The sequence below is a fragment of the Bifidobacterium catulorum genome (assembly GCF_003129925.1).
Taxonomy (GTDB): domain Bacteria; phylum Actinomycetota; class Actinomycetes; order Actinomycetales; family Bifidobacteriaceae; genus Galliscardovia; species Galliscardovia catulorum.
On record NZ_QFFN01000033.1, the window covers coordinates 1 to 24,913 of the forward strand.

8 protein-coding genes are annotated in these 24,913 nt (G+C 61.9%); 2 read left to right on the forward strand and 6 right to left on the reverse strand.

The features are described from left to right. Positions 1–716: 716 nt before the first annotated feature. From DF200_RS09030 to DF200_RS09055, 5 genes are all read right to left on the reverse strand, one after another. A complete protein-coding gene (locus DF200_RS09030) occupies positions 717–4,496 on the reverse strand; it encodes a family 43 glycosylhydrolase (RefSeq protein WP_109137949.1) in 3,780 nt (1,259 codons plus the stop codon). Positions 4,497–4,699: 203 nt separating this feature from the next. Further along, a complete protein-coding gene (locus DF200_RS09035) occupies positions 4,700–7,960 on the reverse strand; it encodes an immunoglobulin-like domain-containing protein (RefSeq protein ID WP_109137950.1) in 3,261 nt (1,086 codons plus the stop codon). 430 nt (positions 7,961–8,390) lie between these two features. Beyond that, complete coding sequence (locus DF200_RS09040; RefSeq protein WP_109137951.1) at positions 8,391–12,356, reverse strand: family 43 glycosylhydrolase; 3,966 nt, start codon at positions 12,354–12,356, stop codon at positions 8,391–8,393. Positions 12,357–12,737: 381 nt separating this feature from the next. Next, positions 12,738–15,725 (reverse strand): LamG-like jellyroll fold domain-containing protein, encoded by a 2,988-nt coding sequence (locus DF200_RS09045; RefSeq protein WP_109137955.1) that lies wholly within the window; start codon positions 15,723–15,725, stop codon positions 12,738–12,740. 1,824 nt (positions 15,726–17,549) lie between these two features. After that, on the reverse strand, positions 17,550–21,017 hold the full coding sequence (locus DF200_RS09055; RefSeq protein WP_338323274.1) for an Ig-like domain-containing protein: 3,468 nt from the start codon (positions 21,015–21,017) through the stop codon (positions 17,550–17,552). A 240-nt stretch (positions 21,018–21,257) separates the two neighbouring features. On the opposite strand from DF200_RS09055, the gene DF200_RS09060 reads away from it, so the two are divergent. Together DF200_RS09060 and DF200_RS09065 are read left to right on the forward strand one after the other, a co-directional pair. Next, the gene (locus DF200_RS09060; RefSeq protein WP_109137952.1) at positions 21,258–22,124 is read left to right on the forward strand and encodes a putative endonuclease domain-containing protein; all 867 of its coding nucleotides are present in this window, start codon (positions 21,258–21,260) and stop codon (positions 22,122–22,124) included. Between the two features lie 101 nt (positions 22,125–22,225). Further along, the gene (locus tag DF200_RS09065; RefSeq protein ID WP_109137953.1) at positions 22,226–23,212 is read left to right on the forward strand and encodes an AEC family transporter; all 987 of its coding nucleotides are present in this window, start codon (positions 22,226–22,228) and stop codon (positions 23,210–23,212) included. A 57-nt stretch (positions 23,213–23,269) separates the two neighbouring features. Here DF200_RS09065 and DF200_RS09070 read toward each other — a convergent pair whose 3' ends face one another. Next, positions 23,270–24,739, reverse strand: coding sequence for an amino acid permease (locus DF200_RS09070; RefSeq protein WP_109137954.1), 1,470 nt, complete (start codon positions 24,737–24,739; stop codon positions 23,270–23,272). Between the last annotated feature and the right edge of the window lie 174 nt (positions 24,740–24,913).

The following is a 24,913-nucleotide window of genomic DNA, read 5'->3' on the forward strand; positions in this document are numbered from 1 at the left end:
ATCAAGACCACCATCAAGATCGGCTACGGCTACCGCAACCTCGACAACCTCATCAGCCTCGTCATGCTCAAATGCGGAGGACTCGACCTACAACTCCCCGGACGCCAATAACCAGCAGGCCGGACCAGTGATCCACACCCACACAAACACCCGAAGAGCCTTATTTTTTTAATTTATGTATGTGATTGCAGACGAGGGCCTCCGCGTCCCGTCTGCCGTTGTTGGCATTTTTCTCGACCTTGCGGGGCTCGCATTACAACATTGCGTGTGAGCCTTCACAAGGGTTCCAATCATTCTACCGCCAAGCACCGAACAATGCCACCCGCAGGCAGTGCTTCGTCTTATGGGCAGCGTTTCGTCATACAGATTCCGTTAGGTTCACGCTGGATTTGCCCTGTCACACCTTCCGTGTTGGACTTGCCGATACGTGCCGGGACACGAAAAACACCAACGTTGGAATTTCAACGTTTTTGTTCCCATCACGTAGGCCGAAATCCAACACGCAGTGTCGAGTCCAGCACGCGGCGGCAAGTCCAGCACGCAAGGCGGGGTGCGGTTCACCACGACTCCCCTCAGACGGCCCACGGCCGCCAGCTCCCCTCAAACCTGAGGGGAGCCAATCACATGGAGCATCCCAGCAGCCGGCCAAACCCGACGCGGCGCGGGAGCGCGGCATTCACCGCACCACCCGCGCCGCGAGGGCCGCTACGGAATCGCTACACGCGACGACGGCGCAGCGTGAACGCCACGCCCGCACCGGCGAGCGCGACCGCCGCCAAAGCCACCGCGCCCACGGCCACGCCGGTCTTGCTCAGCGAACCGGACTTCTGCTCATTGCCGCCGTACTGGTCGCCGTTTGCGTCCGCGCCACCGGCGTTGCCGTTTGCGTTGGCATCAGCACCGCCGGCACCATTGCCCGAAACGCCACCGTTCCCGGAACCACCGGAACCGTTGCCACTGCCGCTACCCGGCTTGTCGCTCGGCTCGGGATCCGGCTTCGGCGTCACCGCACCGCCGTTGCCATCGGCCTTCTTCAGTCCGGAAACCGCCGCGTCCAACGCATCGAGCGCGCCATTCACGTCATCCTGCGAGGCCGCGGCATCGGCCAGCACCTTCGCGGCCGCATCACGAGCGGCGACGAACGCATTCCAACCGGCCTTGTAGTCGGCGGCACGATAGTCCTTCACCGCATCGTAGGCCTTCTGCAGATCAGCCTTGTTCACCGTGACCGTATCGTCCTCCACGGTGATGGTGAACGTCACCGTCTTGTTCGCGTCCTTCAGCTCCTCGCCGGCGGTCTGGTTGAGCACCGGGGTGCCGTCGGCGGCGAAGTGCACGGTCTTGATGAACGCGTGACGACGCGGATCCCACAGTCCGCCGTTGATCAGCTGGTTCCCGCTGGAACCGTCCACCGGCTCGGCGTTGAGACGCGCATGGTACACGATTACCGGATTGCCGTTCTCGTCGACGGAGAACGAATTGTGCCCGGTGCCCATGCGGTCGGTGAAGTCGCTGGCGCCCAGCATCGGATACTTGTTCTTGTACCAGGCGTCCGGGTTGAGGATGTCGCCGTCCTCGTCAATCGTCAGATAGGAGAGGCAGTAGCTGGTGTCCACGGCCGCGTTGGAGAAGAACAGGTACACCTTGCCGTCATGCTTGATGACGGCCGGCCCCTCGTTCACACGGGTGTCGCCACCGGTCTGGTTCTGCTTCTCCCACACGTATTCGGGCTTGGTGAGCACCACCTCGTGCGAGATCAGCTGCGTCGGGTCGTTCGGGTCGATCTGGCCGACGAGAATCGACGAATCACCCACGCCGGCGGTCTGCGCCCATGCGAGGTAATCCTTGCCGTTGGCGGTGAAGTGGGTCATGTCGAGCGAGAATCCGCTGAAGGCGATGTTGTCGCCGTCTGCGGCCTTGACCCGGCCGAGCAGCGTCCACTTGGTCTTGTCGGTCAGCGAATCGCCGGCCTTGAGATCGCCGGTGAACTTCAGCATGACCGGCCGGATGTTCCACACGCCCTTGTCGTTGTCGGTCAGGGACGCGGTGAACAGGATGTAGTAGCTGTCGCCGATCTTCTCAAGTTCCGGCGCCCAGATGTAGCGTCCGAAGCTGGAGTCGGCCTCGTCCCAGATCGTCGTCTCGTTGTCGGCTACCTTGCAGTCGTGGCCGTCGTAATCGGCGTCCTTGTCCTGTTCGGTGGTCAGACCGTTGATGGTCTTGGCGTGACGCAGCACGACGCGGTCATAGCCCTGCGGGTCGTTGTTGTTGCACATCGGGTAGGAGCCGGTCAGGTAGTATTCGCCGGTCTCGGGAACGTACGTCATGTCGGGGTCCGCGCGTTCGCGCACAAGCGGTGAATTGTACGTCGGCTGGTTCACGGTGCCCGTGATGGTGTACTTCCTGCCCTTCTTCGACGTGTCGACGGCCTTGACGTCGTCGGCGTTCCAGTTCACGTTGAAGCTCTTGGTGGAACCGTCGGTGTAGGCGGCGGTCGCCTTGACGCCGTCGAGCGCGGCCTTGACGTCGTCGGCGGAGGCGCCGGCCTTGACGGTGGCGGAATCCTTCTTGGCGCCGTCCCTGGTGAGCGTGACGGTCGTGTTGACGACACGCGAGTAATGCTTGACGACGGCGTCGTAGTCCTTGGCGGAGACGGCCAGCGTCGTCGGGTTCATCGCATCGTCCTGCAATCCCTTGACCGTTGCCGCGGCCGGCGTGGCCGTCGTCTCCTTCGCCGTGGAATACGATCCGGCGAGGAAGTCCTTCGTGGTCGTCGTGTAGGTCTTGCCGCCGACCGTGTCACGATACGTCAGCGTATACAGCTTGGAGACGTTGTCGTAGGTCACGTTGAGCGGGCGCGGCGATCCGGTCAGGCCGGTGGAGAACTTGGCGGCGGACGTGTCGAAATGGATGAAGTCCTTGGTGGTGAAGAACCACATCCAGTTCGACGGCTTGTTGGCGTCCTCTCCGAGGATGCCGACGCTGCCGTCGGCCATGCGGAACGTGAGCACACTTGCCATGCGGGCGTACGTCTTGTTGTCGTACTGCGGATAGACGACCGGCTGGCCGTTGTTCAGCGGCGTGAACGTGCCGTCGGCCTTGTCGGCCGCGGCGAGGTTCACGGCCTGCGAGCGCGAGTTCTCCTTGGTGGCGGTGTCGGTGCCGCGCGGATAGACGGCCAGATGGCCACCTTCGCCGATCACACGGACGTCGAAGGTCTTGCTGCTGGTCTTGGCATCGACGGTGAACGTGGCCTTGAGTTTGGCGGTCACGTCATCCTTGGCGCGGGTGATCCTGGCGGTATCGCCGTCGATGGCGATGGCGTTCGCGCCGTCGACGACCTGCCATGTGATCTTCGCGCCGGAGTCCTCGGTCGGCAACGTGAAGTCGGCGGCCGCGGCGGAAAGCCCCAGATCATAGTTCTTGGCGAGATCGTCGAGCGTGGCCTGCGAGTCGGCAACCGTCACCGTGTAGTCGCGGGTCTGCGTCTGCCCGTCGATGGTGAATGTGGCGGTGAGTGTGACCTCGCCGTTGCCGGCGTCGGCGGCCGCGCGGTTCACCTTGGCGGCGCCGCCGTCGATGGTGATGGCGCTGCCGGACTTCACGACCCACGACACGGCGGCCTTGCCGGCGGTGGCGGGCAGGGCGAAATCGACGGTGGCGGTCTTGGGCAGGCTCACGGCGTTGACGGCCTGCTCGAACGCGCCAGACGTGTACAGGGCTGCGACGTCGTCGGCGCTCAGGGCGTTGTTGTAGATGGCGTAATCGTCCACGACGAGCTTGGAGTTGGCGTCGGGGTATGCCGACTTGGCGATGTAGGCGACGAGGTCGCCGTATGCGGTCAATCCGCCGGACGGAATCGCATACGTGTCGTTGCCGACCTTCTGACCGTCGCGATAGAAGGTCATCGTGCCGTCGGTGCCGTTGATGACGGTGGTGTACAGGGCCATGTCGTCGGTGGCCTTGACGCCGGTCGTGTCGGCGTTCGTGGCGCCCGGACCGACCTCGGTGCCCCACGGGTTGCCGTTCGGATTGGCCGCCGTGGCGGTGGTCATCACGGATTTCGTGTATCCGTTCGGATTGGCGGGGTTAAGCAGCCAGTAGCCCTTCGTCGGGTAGCTTGATCCGCTGGTCTGCGGCGCTCCGATGTATGTGGCGGCCGTATTGCCGTTGCCGAAGTTGTTCTTCAGCCAGATGGAGACGGTGACGTCCTTCTGGTTGGCGAGTGCGGTGGTCGGCACGCTGATGGTCTGCGAGCCGTTCAGAGTGATCTGCCCGTCGGCGACGCTCGCGCCGCTGCCGGACAGCGTGGCGTCGGAGGCGGCGGCGGTGCCTTCGTTGGCGATGGTCGCGCCGCTGGGCGCGGTATTGAACGAGTAGTGGATGAGCGGCTGCGCGATGGCATCCGCGGCCGATGCCGTCATCGGCACCAGCAGGCCGGCCGCAAGCGTCGCCGCTCCGACCGTGAACCCTATGGTTCTTCTCCAGAATCCCATGATTCTCCTCTGTTTGTGTTGTGTTGTGTGTTGTGTGTATGTAATGCACGTTGCGTGCTGGACTTTGGCTTACGTGACGGGAACAGGAACGCTGCAATTCCAACGTTCGCGATTTTCGCGTCCCCTCACGCAACGCCAAGTCCAACACGCAAGGCAAAGTCCGGCACGCAAGGTGCGGGCTTAGGGGCTTAGGTCGGGCGCGGTCAGGAACGGCGCCTACGCAGCTCGAGCGCCACGCCCGCACCGGCGAGCGCGACCGCAACCAGGGCCACCGCGCCCACGGCCACGCCTGTCCTGCTCAACATGGAGGTGTTGCTGCCGGCGGACTCCGACTGGGCGTCGGCCTTGCCGGTGGCATCGGTCTTGCCGCCGTTGCCGTCACCTTCGGAGGGCTTGCCGCCGGGCTCCACCGGCGTCGAGGGCTTGGCCTTCAGCGCCTCCGTGGCCGAAACAAGCGCCGATGCCGCGGCGTTGACATCCTTTTGCGTAGCGTTGTCGTTGGTCAGCATGGCACGGGCGGCACCCAATGCGGCGGCGAACGTATTCCACGAATCCGCCGTGTAATCGGCTTCCTTCTTCGTGCCGGCCGCGTCAATCGCCGCCTGGAGCTTCGAATAATCCAGATCGGCCTTGACCACGTGAATCGTGAACGTCGCCGTCAGAGACGGATCCTCGGTGCTGGTCGCCGTCACCGTCGTCGTGCCGACCTGCTTGCCGGTGAACGTGGCCTCGTTGGTCTTCACGGAACGGGATTTGGCGTTCTGCACGGCCATCTCGACCTTGCTCGCATCCTTGACCTCCCACTTGACCGACGTGAGCGCATCATCGGGATCGTTGGCCACGGCGGTGAACGTGGCGTTCTCCCCCACGGCGATCGTCGCCTCGGAAGCGGCGCGGTCATTGGCGTCGAGCACGGTAAGCGAACGCTTGTCGGCGGCGGTGGTGGCATAGTTGTTGGTCACGTCGTCCTTGCCGTTGTACGTGTCCATGATGGCCTGATATTCGGCGGCGGTGATGGGCAGGATTGTGCCGTGACGCTTCTTCAACGAACCGAAGTTGACGTCGGACGCGAAGCCCCAGTCGTTCTTGTCGGTGCTGCCAAGGTCGGCGGAACGATACGGGGTGTAACCCTTGCCGGACGAATACTGGTCCCACATGAGACCGTACTTCATCTTCTTGCCGGCCGCGTTCGTCTGGATGTCGTCGGTGCTGTAGAAGAACAGTTCGGGGCCTTCGAGCTGGCGACCGGTCAGTCCGGTGCCGGTCAGGTCGCCGAACGTGCCGACGAGCGTCCACTGGTCGGGGTCGTCACCGGTGTTGTAATAGCCGTCCATGGACGTGAGGCTGCCGCCGGTGGTCGTGGTGGTGGCGTACGGGTTCTTCGAACGTTCGATGCCGAGGTAGGTGTCGCCGGAAACGCGGTAGTAGTAGCCGTCGTCGGCCTTGATCATCGTGGTGTCGATGACGGACAGCGTGCGGTCGATCCACTTGACCGGATCGGAGAAGTGGACGAAGTCACGCGTGGTGGAGTAGTACATGTTCGTATGGTCGCCGGACTCGTTGCTGGCGTCGGAGGCGGTGGCCCAGTAGACCATGTACTGCTGCTTGTCGTTGTCCCAGTAGGCTTCCGGAGCCCAGGCCATGCCGGCGTCGGGGATCTTGGAGGCCACGTCGACGGCACGCGGCTGCGACCACGTCACCATGTCATGCGACTCCCAGACGATGAGATTCGGGCTGCCGGTGCTGGTGGCGGCCGCCGCGCCCCATCCGCCGCGGTTGTGGATGCTCAGCTCGGTGGCGATCAGGTACACGGTGTCGCCTTCGGGGGAGCGCACGAGGTACGGGTCACGCACGCCGTCGTCCTTGCCGCGGCTGTTGCCGGTCTGGCTCTTATCCCACGTGAGCACGGGGTTGCCGTTGGTGTGGGTGTCGATCCACTTGGAGCCGTCCTTGCTGGTGGCGAAGTAGATCTGTTCGTCGGTGGTGCGGCCTTCGGTGCCGGTGAAGTGGGCGAACAGGTAGTCTTCCGTGGCTTCGGAGGCGGCCTTGGCGGGGGCCTGCTTCACCGTGGCCACGAACCGGCGGGTCAGTTCGCTGCCCTTGACGCGGGCGGTGAGCACGACGATCTTGTCGCCGTCCTTGTTGCGGGTGACGACGCCGGGGGCGGCGCCCTTGTCGGAAACGGTGTCGGAGATGACCGTCGGGGCGGAGGACGTCCATACGATGTCGCTGCCGTACTTTTCGCCGGTCGTCGGGAGGGTGATGTCGCTTCGCACATCGGTCAGGGAGCCGAGGTCGATGGCGGCCAGATCGGCCTGCGCCTTGACATCGTTGGATTCCTCGCGCGGCACGGTGACGGTGAACGTGTAGTCTTCGGCCTTGTTGGGGCTGGCGGTGAGCGTCACCTTGACGTCGGATGCCGCATTGGCTGCCGGACGTTTCACCGTGGCCTTGCCGGTTTTGGCGTCGATGGTGATGGCGGCGTTGTCGGACGTCCATGCGATCGCGACGCCGTTGGACGCCACCGGAACCGTGAAGTCCTTGGTGGCGGTGTCTGCGATGGTGAGGTTGTTGAGCACGTCGGTCACGGCGGCGTCGGTGGCGTCATAGATCTTCAGATTGTCGATGGCGCCGGTGAAGTATTCGCCGTTCACCCAATTGCCTTTGCCGATCTGCAGGACGCCGCCGTTGTCGCCGAGGATTGCGGGCAGTGTGGCGCCGCTGGTCTTGGTGGAGACGGCCTGCTGTTTGCCGTCGACGTAGAGCGCGGAGAATTCGTCGGCGACGACGATATCCACATGCTTCCAGTTCGCGTTCGACGTTCCGGAGACGTTGGCGTCGGAGTTGCGGCCGGAGGTGTTGTTGTAGCGTTCCGCGGTGATCTTGCCGGTCTGGTCCATCACGCCGAGATAATGTTCCTTGCCATAGGTTTGCGCTGTGGCGTTCGGCGCGGCGAAGACCGACCATCCTGCGGTGGTCTGGTTGGCTTGGGAATCATAGGAGATGGTGACGGCGTGCCTGCCGCCAAGCACTGCGGACCCGTCGGCGTTGGTGAGATTCAGCCAGTTTCCGGCACCCAGTGTGAGCGCGGTGGACTTATCGGTGGCATTGGTCGTGACGGCGGCCTTGCCGTTGATGGTGGCCTTGACTTCCTTCGTGGCGTCGGTCAGCGTTCCGGTCTGGTCGGCCTTGACGTCGTTGAAATTGTAGTCGGCGATCAGATTGGCGTCGTTGGTGTAGTTCGCCAGATCGCTTGGGCCTTCGGCCGCTTTGGCCGCTTTGGCCGCGGCGGTTGATGTTGCCGCGGTGGTTGTTTGCGCGACCGCGGCCTGTAGCGCCTGTTGCGCGGCCGCCGTTTGCGTGGCCGGTTGTGTAGGCGCGTCGGCCGCATTGGCCGCCGGCGCCAAGGTCATCAGCATCGGCACGGTGGCGATGATGGCCATCGCCTTTTTCCAGTTCCCCATGATTCTCCTCTGAACGATATGGGTTGTGATTGCGATATTCAGTTATGGATACGACGTTCGGCCGGGGCATGACGCATCCGGTCGTGGACGGAGCCCGCACCACGGCCGCTCCGTTCCGGCAGCCCGGCCCCGTACATCATCCGTCCCTACGTGCCGGACTCACCGCTACGTGATGGACTTGCCGCTACGTGATGGAACGTCAAAAACACCAACATTGGAATTCCAACGTTTCTGTTCCCATCACGCAAGCAAAAGTCCAACACGCAAGGCAAAGTCCGGCACGCAACGGAAAGTCCGGCACGCAACACGGGTTGGCGGATCCGGGACCCGGCGCGGCACAGGCGTGCGCATATGCATATGGCACGTCCCGTGCCGCGCGGCCACCGGAACGGCGAGACCGTCAGTCGCGGGGGGCTTAGGCCGGGCGCGGTCAGGAACGGCGCCTACGCAGCGAGAGCGCCACGCCCGCACCGGCGAGCGCGAGCGCAACCAGGGCCACCGCGCCCACGGCGGCACCGGTCTTGCTCAGCGAACCGGACTTCTGCTCATTGCCGCCGTACTGGGCGCCGTTTGCGTCGGCATCAGCACCGCCGGCGCCAGCACCGCCGGCACCATTGCCCGAAACGCCGCCGTTCCCGGAACCGTTGCCACTACCGCTACCCGGCTTGTCGCTCGGTTCGGGATCCGGCTTCGGCGTCACCGCAACGCCGTTGCCATCGGCCTTCTTCAGTCCGGCAACCGCCGCGTCCAACGCATCGAGCGCGCCGTTCACGTCATCCTGCGAGGCCGCGGCATCGGCCAGCACCTTCGCGGCCGCATCACGAGCGGCGACGAACGCATCCCAACCGGCCTTGTAGTCGGCGGCACGATAGTCCTTCACCGCATCGTAAAGCCTTTGCAGCTCGGACTTATCGGGCTTGTCGGTCGTCGTGCCGCCGTCCTTGGCCTCCAACGTGACCGTATAGGTCTTCGTGGTGCCGTCCTGCGCGGTGACCTTGACCTTGACCACACGGTTCTCGACAGTCACCTTCCTCGTGGCATTACCATCCGCGACCTTGGCGACCACGTCGGTGGACTTCACGGCATCCGGATCGTCCACCTTGACGGTCACGCCGTCCTTGGACGCGGCCTTGTCGAGATCGTCGATCGCGATGCCGGCGACGGTCAGCGAATCAAGATTCGCATTGGACGACAAATCATCGACGACTTCGACGGTGAGCTTCACATAGTTCGCGGCGGCGAACTCCTTCTGCAGCTCCTCGGTGGTGGTCATGTCGATGATCGGCGTGCCATCGGCGCGGAAGTGCACGGGCACGACACCGGCGTGACGGTTCGTATTGCGGGTCGCGTTGGTCATGGCATGGTACACGTTGTATACGTCGCCGTACGGGTCGGCGAAGTAGGAGTTGTGTCCGAGACCGTACTGGCCGGCGAACGTGCCGTTGTGCAGCCACGGATAGTTGGACTTCGTCCAGCTCGACGCCTTGGTGAGGTCGTCGCCGACGTTCGCGATCAACATGCCGGTGGCGTACTGCGGCGTGACCAGCTGCGCGGAGAACACCATGTACACCTTGCCGCCGGAGACGAGCACGTTCGGGCCTTCGTTCACGCCGTCAAGCTCCCAGCCCCATTCGGGACGCATGATGCGCTGCGGCGTGGTGAGCGCGACCCACGGCTTGTCGGGGTCGACCTGGGCGATGGACACGTTGGCCTTGGCGCCGGCGCGCTCCTCGTCGCCCTGGCTCCATGCGATATATGCCTTGCCGTCGACCTCGAAGTAGGTCATGTCGATGGTCAGACCAAGGTTGGAGAGGTTGTCGAGGCTGCCGTCGACGAGCTGACGCTGCACGCGATGCTCGATCCAGTCGGCGGTCTTGGTCGGGTCTCCCCCGTCCTTGAGTTCCATCACATACGCAACGGGTGCGGTGCCCACCCAGTTCGGGCCGCCGTAGGCCTTGTCGGGCACGGTGGCGTAGAAGCAGTACAGCTTGCCATTGATCACGTGCAGTTCCGGCGCCCAATGGTAGCCCTTGTGCCCGAGACCGTCGTTGTCTCCAAACAGGTAGACGTCCTGTCCTTCGACCTTGTAGCCGCCGTCGGCCGTGACGCCGGCCTTCTGGTCCTTCAATCCGGCGAGCGTATCGGAGGAACGGATGAACAGCGTGTGCATGCCGCCGGTGTCGGAGGTGCCCATCGCGTAATACTTGCCCTTGTAGTACACGATGTTCGGGTCGGCACGGTTGCTCATCATCGGGAACTGTTCGGAGTAGTTCTGCTGGTTGGCGGTGCCTTCGATGGTCGTCTTGCCGACCTCGTCGGTGTTCAGGTTCTTGAGCTGATCCTCGTTCCAGTTCACGCGGAAGTCGAAGGTGGAACCGTCGGAGTATTCGGCCTTGAGTGTCTTGCCCTTGGAGAGCGTGCCGTCCTTCTGTTCAACGCCACCGACGATCTGCTGCTTGAGTTCGTCGACACTGGAGCCCTTCTTCACGGTGATCTTGGTCGGCTGTTCGACGCCGGTGTTATGCACGCGGCCGAGACGCTCGGTCAGGTTGGCGGCGACGGCCTTGGTCACCATCATCGTGTTGGAGCTCACCGCGTTCGCCACACCGGAGAGGTCGGCGGCCGTACGCGCGAATCCGGTGCCGTTCCGCACGTCGGAGAACGTCTTGAAATCCTTGGTCGTCACGTATTTGGCGACGCCGTTGGACTGCCACGAGATTCGATAATCGTCGGCGGACGCATCGTAACCGGCAGCGATCGAGCCCGCATCGAATACGGTGGTGTCGTCGGTCACGGTGACCATGTCGCCGCGCTCGTCCTCATTCGGCTTGCCGGACCATTCCATCAGATCGTCGGATGTGGAGAACGCGATCTGACCGCCGTCCACGCGGTTGCCGTTCACATCGGTGAATGCGGCGACATACGCATACTTGCCGTCCTTCATCTGGAACAGATACGGGTCGATAAGGCCGCGAATATCGGTGGCCTGCGTCGGGTACCCCTTGTTGTTGTTTGCACCGACGGTGATCTTCGCTTCGGCGAACGCCACGCCGTAGTCGGTGTTGAGTGCGGTGAACTTGCCGCCGCCGCCGAGCGCCAGATGCAGTGCGTCGCCCACTCGCGCGCCACCGTTGATGGAGTGGTCGCGTGTGTACGAGGCGAGCGTCTGGGCGTTCTTCGGCATCACGCGCACGGCCTTGAAGGTCTTCGTGGCGGTCTTGCCGTTGAACGTGATGGTGGCGGTGAGGTCGACCGTCTTGGCTTCGTCGCCGTCCGCGCCGGTGACGGTTCCGTTGGCGGCAACGAGTTTCGCGCCGTCGCCCGCCGTAGACCACGCGATGGTCGCGCCGTACAGGCTGGTCGGCAGCTTCACGCCGTCGGTCAGCTGGTAGTTCACGAGCAGTTTGTCGGCCACCTGCGCCGAATCGGTGATTGCGGCAGGCACGGTCAGCGTGAACGTTCTGGTAGCGGTCGCGCCGTTCACGGTCACGGTGGCGGTGAGCTTCACGGACGTGTCCGCGGCGGCCGGCGTCACCTTGCCGGTGTTCGGATTGATGACGGCTTCGTTATCGGAGGCCCACGTCACCGTCGCGCCGTGTAGACCGTTGACCGGCAGCGTGACGTCGCCGGTCACATCGCCTTTGATGCCGAAATCAAGGAATGCCGCGGCCTGCTGCGCGGCACCCTGCGCGGTGGTCGAAATCGTGAGATTGTCAATCAGTCCGGAGAAGTATTCGCCATTGCCCCAGTTCGCCTTGCCGATCTGCAGCACGCCTCCCTTGTCGCCGAGGATGTCGGTGAGCGCGGGTCCGGCCGTGTTCGTAGCGACTTCGGTGCCGTCCACCTTCAGCGTGGCGTCCTTGCCGGATACGGTGAGTTCCACATGGTTCCAGCCTGCACGGCTCGCTTTGTTGGTGAGGTTGCCGTCGCTGACGCGCTTGCCGGAGTTGTTGTACCGTTCCACGGTCAGGCCGTCGATTTTATCGAGGAAACCGAGGTAATGCTCGTTGCCGTAGGTTTGCGCGGCGTTGTTTGAGGCCGCGAACACCGTCCATCCGGTGTTGCCGCTGGTATCGGCTCTGCGATCATAGCTGATGGTCACATCGTCCAGTCCCTTGAGCAGCGATGTACCGTCGTCCTTGGTGATGTTCAGCCATGCGCCGGAGCCGAGCTTGGCGGCTTTGGTGCCGTCGTTGCCGTCGGCGAGAGCGACGTTCCCCTGCTTGGCGGCAACGGCACCGTTCCCCGTGAAACCATCGTCATTATTGAAATTGAAACTCGCCAACGGCACTGCGTCGGCATCGGCCGCCGCCGCGGTGCCGGCACCTATCGCCAGGCCCGCGAACGCCATTGGCAGGGCCGCCATGGCCGCCACCATTTTCTTCCAGTTCCCCATGATCCTCCTCTGATCGATATGGGTTGTGATTGCGATATTGAGTTATGAATAACGTTGGGTGATGAATGCGCATTTGGTGCTGGACTTCGGCCTACGTGATGGGAACGCAAACGTTGGAATACCAACGTTTGTGTTTTTCGCGTCCCAACACGCAACGCCAAGTCCAACACGTACGGGGGTGGGGTTGGGCCTGACCGGGTCTGGCGCGGCACAGGCGCTTGCGTGCGTATAGGCGCATACCGTATGCGTATATGCGCATACGACGTGTTCCATGCCGCGCGGCTGCCGGACGCCGCACCCCACCGCACAACCGGCGGGAGATACGGCCATCCGGCACGACCGTCAGGCATGCCACGCGACCGCCGACCTACGCGACCGCCGTCAGACGTGGCGACGACGCAGCGTAAGCGCGACGCCCACGCCGGAGAGCGCGACGACCACGAATGCAACGGCACCCACAGCCACGCCGGTCTTGCTCAACGAGCCGGATCGCCGCTCGTCGCCGCCGTACTTCGCATTGGTGGAACCGTCAGCCCCGGCAGCGGAGCCGTCGGAACCACCGCCCGGCTTGACCGCCGAACCCGAGTCGTTGCCGTTGCCCGGCTTATCGCTGGGCTCCGTCGTCGGCTTATCGCTGGGCTTGTCGCCCGGTTCGCTAGGCTCCGGGTCCGGCGTCGGCTTGTCGGGATCAGGCGTCACGGCACCGTCGTCAGAGACCTTCACCTTGGCGGTGACGGTGATGGCGGTGGAACTGTACAGCGGGCGGTTCTTGGCCGCGGTGGCGTTGTCGACGAATCCGCCGGTCTGCTTCCAGCTGTTGTTGGCACCGGCGGCGTTGCCGAGATCGTCCATGTCGGTCTTGGCCTCGCCGGCGGCGTTCGTCCACTTCCAGTGGTTCTTGTTCGCACCGATGGTGTCGACCGTGCCGGTGACGGTGTATTCGCCGGGCTTGGCGGTGTCCACGCCGGAGACATCCCACGTGACGTCGCGTTCCGCGGTGCCGTGGCCGTTGGCGAGCGTGACATTCTGGGTGGCCGGCAGGGCCGCCTGCACGTCGTCGTCGGAGGCGTTCTTCTTCACGCTGACGTCGGCGGCCTTGAGGCCCTTGTTGTCAGTGGCCTTGGCGTCGGCGGCGCGGATGGCGTCATACTGGGCCTTGGTCAGGGAGACGACGCCGCCGTGCTTGGTGTTGGCGGTGAGGAAGTAGTCGTCGGCCTTGAGCACGCTCCACGCGTTCCCGTCGGCTGCGTCGAGGTCGTCGGATTCCAACAGGTTGTAGCCGTAGCGTGCGCCGGCGGCGACGGAACCGTAGTTGTCGACGAACATGTACCACTTGTTCTGCCCGTTGACCTTGAAGCCGTTGGCGCCCTCCTGAGAGGAACCGAGCGTGTGGCCGATGTTGGTCTGACGCAGCACCCAGCCTTCGGCCGGGTCGGTGGCGTACTGGCCCTTGTCGTTGGCGCGCCACCAGTCGGCACGGTCGGTGTATTCCATGAAGATGACGCCCGAGCCGGTGGTGCGGTAGGTGCGGCCATCGTTCTGCAGCATCGTGGTGTCGATGGTGTTGCCGGTGTTGTACTTGCTGTTGGGCACGTACACGCCGCCGAACATGTAGGTGGCGTTGGTGAAGTCCTTGGTCGCGGCCCACAGCACGTGCGTCACCTTTTCGCCGGGACGATTGTTCTCGCCCTCGTATTTGGCCGAGACGGACCAGTACATGACGAATGCGCCGCCCTTTTCGTTGGCCGGCTTGTCGGCATCGGAACCGTTGGCGATGCCGTCGTCGTTCAGATCGTAGAAGTTCGGCACCCATGTGGCTTCGGGCGCCCACGCCATACCGATGTCGGTGATCTTCTTGCCGGTCACCGAGTCGTTGAGCGTCTGTGTTTTGACCGGCTTGTCGGTGTACTTGTCGGCGGTAGCGGTCTCCAGCTCGTTCATGTCGCTGAAGTGGATGAGATCCTTCGAGGACCATACGTGCAGCTTGGTGCTGTAGTTCGTGGACCAGGTTCCCCATCCGGCGTTGTCGCCGCCAAATACACGCAGATCGGTGGCGAGAACGTAATAGGTCTTCGACTCGGGATTGTAGGCGATGAACGGATCGCGTACGCCGGTCGTGGATTCGTTGTTCGTCAGAATCGGTTCGCCGCCGTTGAGCTGGTCCCATTGCGTGGCGTCGTCGCCACGGGAGATGTCAAGATAGATTTTCTCGGAATATCCACCGCGGTTTTCCATGAAGTGGACCATCACGTAACCGTAGGCGTCATCGGCCTTGACCTGTGTGACCGTGACCTTCAGTTCGGTCTTCACATTCGGCGCGGCCTCGCTGGTGGCGGTGATGGTGACGGTGCCGGCCTTCACGCCGGTCACTTTGCCGGTGGCGGAGACCGTCGCCACGGCGGGATTGTTCGATTCCCAAGTCACCGTGGGGTCGGCGCTGCTGGGTTCCACGGTCGTCGACAATGCGACGGAGGAGCCTTCCTTGAGGCTGAGCGTGCCGTCGTCCGTCACGCCGTTGCCGCCGATATGCAGCTTGGTCGGCGTGGCGACGCCGAGATCGGCGGCGGAAAGCGCGGAGCCATAAATCTTCAGATTGTCGAGCAAACCGGTGAAGTATTCACCGTTGCCCCAGTTGCCTTTGCCGATCTGCAGCACGCCGCCGGAACCGCCGAGGATTTCGGCGAGTTCCTTGCCGTTCACGTTGCTCGCCACGAATTTCTTATCGACGTAGAGTTTCGCCGTCTTTCCGGAGATCGCGATGTCCACGTGCTTCCACGCGTCCTTCGTGCCGACGTTCTGGTCGATGGTGGCGGCGTCGGAGTCACGTCCGTTGAGATAGCGTTCGACACGGGTCTTGTCGGTGCGGTCGAGCACGCCGAGATAGGTCGGCGCGTTGCCGTTCACCTGGTTCGCGTTCGGTGCCGCGAATACCGTCCATTCGCCGGCCGCCTTGGCTGCCTTGGAATCGTAGGAGATGGTGATGTCGTTCAGTCCGGCGAGCAATGCACTGCCGTCGGCCTTCGTCACGTGCATCCAGAATCCGCTGCCCAATTGCGCGGCCTGGCCGCTGGCGGCATCCTTGCCGGCAACAAGTTTCGCGGTGCCGTTGACCGCGGCCTTGGCCCCGCTCTTCGCGGCGACGAATGCACCGTCAACGGGTTCGTCGTTGAAATCGAAGCTGGCTATCGGATCCGCGGCCGCCTTCGTCGTGTTCATCGCCGCAATGTTCGACGACGTCGTTTCGGCCGTATTGATGACGGACGCCGACGAATCCCCGTCCTCGGCCGACGCTACGGGTGGCAACGTAAGCCCCACGCCCAGCGTCGATAATGCGACGAACCACGCCGCAAGTTGTCTGGCTCTCCTCACCGAGAATCCTTCCTCCCAGAAATATGGCACCACTCCGCCGCTCTACGTCGTTATCGATTCGTTATCGTTTTGTTATATAAATCCGACGATTCGTTATGAAAACGCAGGATATTCGACGACGAATCGGATTGACGTAGCTCCTCACAGCAGCCGATTGGCTTGCCCTACCTCGTTGTTGTTGGCTGTGTTCACGTCGCTCACGCGTTCTGCCACCGTCATCGCCGGACTACGTAGTCCCACGTTTTCGGTATCTGACACCCATTCATGATGTGAACTCTCACAAGTATACTGTGACCGCTCACCCCGGTGCAATCCCTACCCCGCATCAGGATTCCACGAGACCGCACCAAAACCACCTGCCACAATCCACCGCACGCCGCACCCCTGACCCGACCGCAGCCGAGCAACCTCCTCACGGCTGCACCGTGGAGCGCGGATGCCGTCAAAGGCACGTTGGACGGGCGCGGCCCTCCTCATCATCGGGCCCGATGGCCATTGCACGATAGGAATTCGGCCATGACCAACGCAAAGAATCTGGCACCGAATACGGGAATCCACAACATCGCAAGCCCCTGCCACATTCCGTGGTACGGAAACCGTCAAGACAAGCTTTCGTCATTCCACACCACGAAATTGCGTCACCGTGCATCATGAATAACAACCATTCCACCCCGTACCAGACCCTCACCATCAGGCATATCGCCGAACATTGAAAAATAGCGGATTCCATCGCCTCTGCCACGGCGGCATCTACCACGGATGCGGCAGGTCGGCCACATGACGCCCCCATGTCAACGTTTTCCGTCACGGGATGGACCGACTCACTTGCGCACGATTCCATGGCGTCTTTCCGCCATGGAAAGAGGGATTATGGCGGCGTCGCGGTCTGGCGGGAATCCACGGTCGGCTTTCCACCACAGAAAGAGGGATTCATAGGGTTACAGGCCAGAATGCGTACCCGTTTGCGGTTATCGGCAACAATCAGTTTTATCTCATAGTCCCAAAACCAAACTACGCGACCGAGAGAACCTGAAAAGAGGCTTGAATATGGTTCTCTGGCCGCGTAGCTGGGGTTTCTAAAGGGGAAATGAAAAAGAGAGGCGGTCGCAGCTCCTTCGATGATCGGGCGGGAAGAACACTCTTGCCCGCAACAATGTCCTATCGGCTTCAAGCAATGATTCGGCTCTCTTCGGTCCGACCGGATGCATCACTGCCTCCGCCGTCGATAGCCTTCGTTACCGTTACGGGCGACGCCTCCGGCAGATCTTGCCGGCGGCACCATCCGTTGACGATTCATTGCTTATCGCACTCGTCGTACTTCACAAAACGGCTTCCACACCGCTTTGTGGATACTGCTTTGTGAACACTGCTTTGTGAAGGTTAACAAGCACGTTTTCAGTGTACCAGATGTTAAGGCTCCCACAAGCCGTGTCGCAAAAAATACGGAATCTACGTGGGGCGGCACCGGGAGAATAGGGGAATACCCGAATGGCGCGGGGAGGGAACCAAGAAACCAGGAAGGGAACCAAGAAGGAGGGGAACCAGGAAAGAAGAAAACCAGGAAAGAAGAAAAAGGAAGAAGAGAAGGGGAAAGAAGGAAACCAAGAAAGAAAAGATAGGGAACCAGAAAATATCAGGACATCCGGGGAATCTCCCCTCGACCAGGGGCGCGCCTCGCATCTCTTCCACCGGCAAGATGCGAGAGCACGACTCCAGCCGAAGAAACATGATGCGGCCTTCCCCAACAAGGAGGAAGGCCGCATGCTTCACATGAACACGGACGTCTGCCGTACGCTGCGCTTCATGCGTAGCGCCGCACGCGCATCACGCGCGGCGACGACGCAGCAGCGCCACGGCACCCGCGCCGGCGAGCGCGAGCGCCACGAAGGCCACGGCACCGACCGCGGCGCCCGTACGGCTCAGCTTGGTCGGCTTCTGCTCGTTGCCGCCGTACTGGTCCGCGCTGGTCTTGTCGCCGCTCGGCGTGCTCGCGCCTGCACCGTTGCCAGCGCCGTTGCCAGCGCCGGAACCAGCGCCCGGCTTCGGCGTGGAGGTCGTCGCCGGCTTAAGGCCGTCGATTGCGGTCTTCAGATCCTGCGCGGCCTTGTTGACCTCGTTCTGGTCCTTCGAGCCCAATGCGTTTCGGGCCGCAGCCAGCGCCTTCTGCACGTTGTCCCAGGATGCTGGCGTGTAATCGGCGTGGTTGAGCTTATCGGCACGGGCAATCTGGGTGTTGAGCGCGTCGTACTTCACGCTTGTGCCGGTGTTGCCGCCTTCTCCACCGGGGTTGCCGCCGCCGGTGGTCTTGAACTGGAAGGTGTAGACCTTCTGGAACGCGCCATCGGGGCTGGTCACGGTGAACACCTGGCCGGCGTCGGTCTTGGCCTCCTTGACGTCCCAACCGTCGGCCGGCACGCCCTGCAGCTTCACGGTCCTGCCCTTCTCGATCTCCACGGCCTTGTCGGTCGCGTAGTCGAAGCCCTTCACGGTCGCGCCGTTGTCGGCGTACACCGCGGTCACCTTGGCGAGGTCCTTGATGCCGTACGGGCTGGCCGTCACATCCTTGACCTCGGTCTCGGAGGGGTTGACGAGCTTGTCGGTGTAGCCGTCGTAGGCCACCTTCACGGTGCCGGAGACATTGCCCGGAACCTTCACGGAGGCCTTGCCGTCGGCGGAGAGCTTCACGGTCTGCTTCCAGTCGCCGGCCGAGAATGTCACGTTGCCGGCGACCGTGCCCTTGTCGGCGGCGGCCACGGTGGCGGTGATCTCACGGGTCTTGACGTCCCATGCGGAGGCGGTCGTGGTGGAGTCCACCGCCGGCAGCGTGGTCGGGTTGTCGGTGGTCCACTTGTGCATGTTCTCCGCGATGGCGGCGGACACGTTCACGAACGCGCCGTGTCGGGTCGGGGTCGGCATGTTGGTCGGGGTCACCTTGCCGGTGACGTTCGGCCCCCACTGCTTCTCGGTCCCCCAACCGCTGGTGGCCGAAAGACGGTTCGTCCAGCTGGATGCGGCGAGCGCGGATTCCGAGGTCATGTACGGCTTGTAGCCGCCGGAATCGGCCATGATGATCATGGCGTCACCCTTGTCGTTCTGGTTCGGGTCGCCGGCGTTGAGCTTGATGGATTCAGGCCCCTCGAACGGCAGGATGTTCTGGTCCACGAGCTGCCACGTCTTGGTGATGTCGGCGTTCGGATCGGCCGAGGTGGTGGTGCAGGTGAGGCACTTCGAACGCTCCAGGAACGTGGACTTGCCGGTGGTGATGTAGTCGCCGGCCTTGCCGCTTTCCTCGTTCTTGGTCAGACGGTAGTAGGTGTCGCCGATCTTGAACACGGTGGAGTCGATGCGCGAGTACTGGGTGTCCTGCCACTTCTGCGCCGGGGTGAAGGTCTTGAAGTCGCGGGTGGTGGCCATCACGAGGATGTTGTACGCACCGTTGGTCTTCGAGCTCTTCACCGCGGTCTTACGGGTGGCGTCGGTGTATTCACGGGACGACCAGAACACCACGTAGGAGTTGAGCTCATCGCTCCAGAAGGCCTCCGGCGCCCAGGTCATGCCCATGTTGTCGGCGTTGACCTTGATGCCGGTGTCGCCGTCCTCGGCGTTGGTGCGGGTCCAGTTCACCATGTCGGTGGACTCCCATGCCTCAAGCTTGAGGGAGCCGTACTGCTGGTTCTGCCCCCAGCCCTGCGAGGAAACCTTGAGGTCGGTGGCGATCATGTAGAACTTGTCGCCGTCCTTGGACTTGAGCACATACGGGTCGCGCAGGCCCTTCGTGTCGGTGTTCGACACGATCACCGGATTGGACTTGTTGATCTCCTTGAACGAGAAGAAATTATTGCCGTCGGTGGCGGATTCGTACAACGCCTCGCCGACCTTGCCGTCGGTGGTGGCATCATCGGAAAGGAACGTCACGGCCGCGTATGCGCCGTCGGGCACGGAACGCGTCTTCTCCTTCACCACGACGTCCACGGTCTTCGTCACCTTCTCGCCGCCTTTGTAGCTGGCGGTGGCGGTGAGCTTCACGGGCTTGGAGTCGCCGTCGCCGTAGGCCGGGCGGGTCACGATGCCGGCGCCCTTGTACGGGTCGGCCATGCCGTTCGCCGGCGCCTTGTATGCGGCGTCGGTGCCGGTGACGAGCTTCGGGTCGGAGGACTCCCACGTAATCGCCGAACCGTTCTGCGTGCCTTCGGCCACGAGCGGCAGGTTCTCGGCCGTGGTCTTCTTCAGCGCGGCGATGGCGGCATCGACGTCGGCCGTCGCCGCGTCCTTCGCGTTCATCGGGTTCACGGTCACGGTGATCGAATCGCGCTTGGCACCCAGATCGGTCGTGGCGGTGATCACGGCCTCGCCCTTGGCGACGGCGGTCACGGTGCCGTCGTCGGACACCTTGGCGACCTTGTCATTGGAAGATTCCCACTTGACGTCCTTGCTTACGGCATCGTCGGGCTTGACGGTGGCGGTGAGCTTGGCCGTCGCCTTCTCGATCAACGTGAGCTTGCCGTCGGCCACGCCGGTGCCGGAGATCGCGACGGATTCCGGCTCGGTCAGTTCGGCGCCCTTGTACACCTTGATGTCGTCGATCGCGCCGTTCCAATATTCGTCGCCGTTATAGAACGACTTGCCGATGTACGTGGTGGTCGCGCCGAGATCGCTCATCGTGATGCCGGTATCCGCCTTGAAGATGATCAACGCGCCGTCGCGGAACACGGCCAGTTTCGTGCCGTCGACGACGATCTTGAACTCATGCCACGCATTGTCGTTGTTGGCGACGTTGACTTTGGCGCCTTGCTCGTTACCCCAGTTGTTGTCGGAGATGACGCCTTTGACCGCGGTCTTGCTGTTGTAGAACATCAGGTACTTGTTGGCGTTCGCCTGATCGTTCGTATTCGTATCGTTCGAGCCGTCCTTGCCGACGATGAACGAGAAGAACTTGCCGCTGTCGTCGTGGCGGGTCTTCGTCGCGAATTCCATGGTGAACGAGTCGCCGGCGTCCTTGAACAGCTGGTCGTCGATCTGCGCGTATTGGCCGTTGCCTCGCAGCGACAGGGACTCGTTGTTGTTGCGGTCGCCGTACTGTTCGACCTTGGCGCCGCCATTAAGCGTCATATCGTATTTTCCGGTCGAATCGGCGATCTTGCCGGCATCACCGTTCTTGCCGGTGAAATCCCAGCTGGCCAGCAGCGTCGGCGACGCCGGTTCGGCAGCCATTGCCGGCGATGCGCCCACGCACAACGCGAGCAGCGACGCCGCCGTGGCGCCGGCCGCCGCTATTTTACGGATAAGACTCATTAATCCTCCTCGATTCCCTGTGAGCGCGAACAGCGCTGTCCGTGGATATTTTAGCATATTTTCCATTCACGAATCGCAAAATACCCTCGATTTTAGCGCTCACAATGGGTATATCTCGCAATTCGTGAATTCGTACCACGCGAAAACCACAAATCCACATCCGTCAACATTTTCATTTTCCCTCACCTTGCGCCGCGCACCTCCGATATCGTTCGATGCACACCACCAGAAAGGACCGAAATGAGCATCGCGCCAATCACCGCACGCTCGCTGAGCGAAACATACGCCGCCACGGCACGGTTGTGCCTGAACCACAATCTGGACATACCCTACAGCCACACCACCGCCCTGGCGCTCGAACGCATCGAACTGCCGTCGAAAACGTCGCTGCAACCGGCACCGCTGCACGCCTCCGTTCCCAAAAGCCATATGCGCCGCTCGAAATTCGCCGGCGTGCACGTGCATACGTGGTCGGCGTTGAACGACGCCGACATCGTATATATAACACCGCAAATAACCGCCGTACGCCCCGAGGTGGCATGGGCCCAACTAGCGAAATACGCCAATCTGGAAACGTCGATAATACTGGCGGAAGCGATATTACGGAACACATATCTCACACTCGACGATCTTGCGGTTTATATCACCGGCATCGGCAAATTCCCCGGAAAACGGCAATGCCGGCGGGCGCTGTTATTGGCCCGTCCGGGCGCCGATTCCGCGAAAGAATGCGAATTGCGGCTGAAAACGCTGCAATACGGCCTGGACCAGCCGAAAATCAATTACGTATTCCCTGACCTGACGTTTCCGAATGGGGCGCCGGTCACGTTGGATATGGCCTGGCCCGAACATCGCGTCGGGTTGGAATACAACGGCGACCATCATCGCACCGATATGTTTCAGTGGCGGCGCGACGAATGGAAACGCGAGGCCGTAACGGCGCGGCGTTGGCATTTCTTCAGTATTACGCAGCTGGATCTATCCGATAATGCGCATACCGCGAATCTGATGGCGAGGATTTCGGAGGCGATGGGGAAACGGATTTCGTATACGCCGCTGGAAAAATTGGCGGATCGACGGAGGAAAATATGCCGACCTGATTCATGAATCGCAAGATACCCTCGAATTTAGCGCTCACAATGGGGATATCTCGCGATTCGTGAATTCAACGCCCCTGAGTATCATCCCCGATGGGCGAAGGGAGCGCAATGTCACAGTTCGAAATCGTCGTCGGCCAAATCGTCGGGTTTTTCATCATGATGATGGTTGGGTACGGTTGCGTACGCCTGCGGTTTTATGGCATGAAGACACTCGATGGCATGTGCATGCTGCTCACGAAAATACTGATTCCCGTGCTGGTGTTCAGCAACGCGGTGGCCGGCACCACACGCGCCGACATCGTTCGCAATTGGGGAATCATCCTCTTAACGGGGATTATGTACGCGCTACTGGCCGCGACGGTCGCGGTCGCGGCGTGGGTATTGCGGCTGCACGGCAGTCGCAGCCATTTGTTCCAGGCCGGGTTCATGTTCGGCAACGCGGGATTCATCGGCATACCGCTCGTTATGGCATTATTCCCCAAGGACGGCGCGATTTTCATCGTGCTGATGTCGTTGGTGGATCAGGCGCTGCTGTGGTCGTACGGCGTGTGGCTGTGCGAACCGGTGCGCGACGCGAAAACGGGTACCGGGAGCGTCCCCGCCGTCCCGCCCTCACGCCGTATCATCGGTTTTCTTCGTCGGTTCGCCAATCCGGCGTTCATCGGCATTATCATCGCGTTGGCGATCATCGGCGCCGGCGTGCGGATTCCGGCCATGATATTGGCGCCGCTGCATACGATTGGCCAGATGTCGACGCCGCTGTCGCTGTTTTATTTGGGCGGGTTGTTCGCGTTGACGAAATGGTGGGGCATTTTCAAAAAATACGAATTATACGTCGGCATGGTCATTAAAATGCTGCTGTTCCCGGTTGGTTTCGCCGTATTGATGGATTGGTTCGCCGGTGTGACGGGGCTGCCGCTGACGCATGAGATGATTCAGATGATGGCGCTGATTTCGGGCCTGCCCACGATGACGACGATCGCGATGTTCTCCGGGCGCAGCAAGAATATGCCGGAATACGCGGTGGGAATGGTATTGGTATCGACGTTGTTCTCGCTGATTTCGTTGACGGCGATCTCGGCGGTGATTTTTTAATTCACGAATCGCGAGATACGTCTGTTTTTAGCGCTAACAACGTCGATATCTAACGATTCATGAATTGATGGCACGCTTAAGGTCACGGTCCTCCATCCGCTGCCGCCACAGGCAGAACCCGCCGAACACGGCCAGCCATACGAGGCCGGCGATTGCGGGCCCGCGCGTATCGGAGGAAATGAACAACGTGCAATATACGAAAACGAAGAATATTATGGCCAACGTATTCGTGATCTTCCACGCGGGCATGACGTATCCGTCGGCGATGAAATCGCCGGAAACGCGATAACGACGATGCGCAATCATCGTCAGCACATAAATGAATATGATGACCGCCGACGACGCCGACGAGAACAGCACGAACGCGCTCGACATCGATGGAATGGCGTTGATGATCGGGGACAGCAGAATCATCGCGGCCGAGACGAGGATCGCGCGGGCCGGGACCTGACGGTCGGAGACCTCACCAAGACGTTGCATCGCAGGCGACGGCGAATCCTGCGCCAGCTGGTAAAGATGACGTCCGGCGGAATACAGCAGCGAATTCAACGCCGACGACGCGGCCGTGATGACGACGAAGAACACGAGCGCGGCGGCCCAGTCAAGACCGGCGTATTTGAACACCATGATGAACGGCGAGGCGAACGATCCGTCGGAATTCGGCTGGAAATTACGCCACGGCACGATCACCATGATCGCCACGAGCGCGCCGACGTAGAAGATCAGCACGCGCAGAATGATCTCGTTGATGGCCTTGGGCAGCACCTTGCGCGGATTCTCGGTCTCGGAGACGGTCACGCCGATGAATTCGATCATCTGGTAGGCGAAGAACACCATCTGGAAGCTCATGAGCAGCGCGAGCCAGCCGTTCGGTGCCAACGAAAACCCGTCGGTGATGTTGGCGAGGCTCACCTGGCCGGCGGGGCTGATGTGGTCGGAGCCGGTGATCTGCACGGCCGGGTAATGGTATCCGATGACGAGCATGACGACGGCGGTGGCGATCATGCCGCAGATCAGCGTGATCTTGATCATCGAGAACCAGAATTCGGCCTCGCCGAACACCTTGACAGCGATGAGGTTGATGCCGGCGAGCGCGACGAGGAAGCACAGTTCGATCAGCCATTTCCAATGGCTGAGGTCCATGCCGAACGTGTTGAAGAACGTGACGAAATATGTGGATACGGCGGTGATTTCGCTCATGCCGATCAGTATCAGCACGATCCAGTACGTCCAGCCGGCGAAATGCCCCCAGCCGCGGCCGAGATACCGGGTGATGAAGTTGATGAACGTGTGCTGGCTTGGGTCGCGGTACATCATCTCGCCGATGGCGCGCATTAGCAGGAACATGATGATGCCGACGGCGATGTATACGAATACGATGCTCGGGCCGGTGAGCGAGATCGATTTGCCCGAGCCGAGGAACAGGCCCGTTCCTATGGTGCCTCCGATGGCGATGAACTGCACGTGGCGGTTTTTCAGGCCGCGGTTCATGTGGTTTTCCGCGTCAAGTTCCTCGACGTCCTGCATATATCCTCGTTCCCGCCGCGTCTGTTCGCTGATGCATTCCCGTTTCGGCGAACAGACGCGACGATGCACGACGGAACGCCGCTTGTATGCGGCAATTGCACTAGAGTACAGAACCTACAGGAAATTCGTGTAAACAGGGGAGGATTTCAGCTCCGGTTCACCTGTACCGCCGCC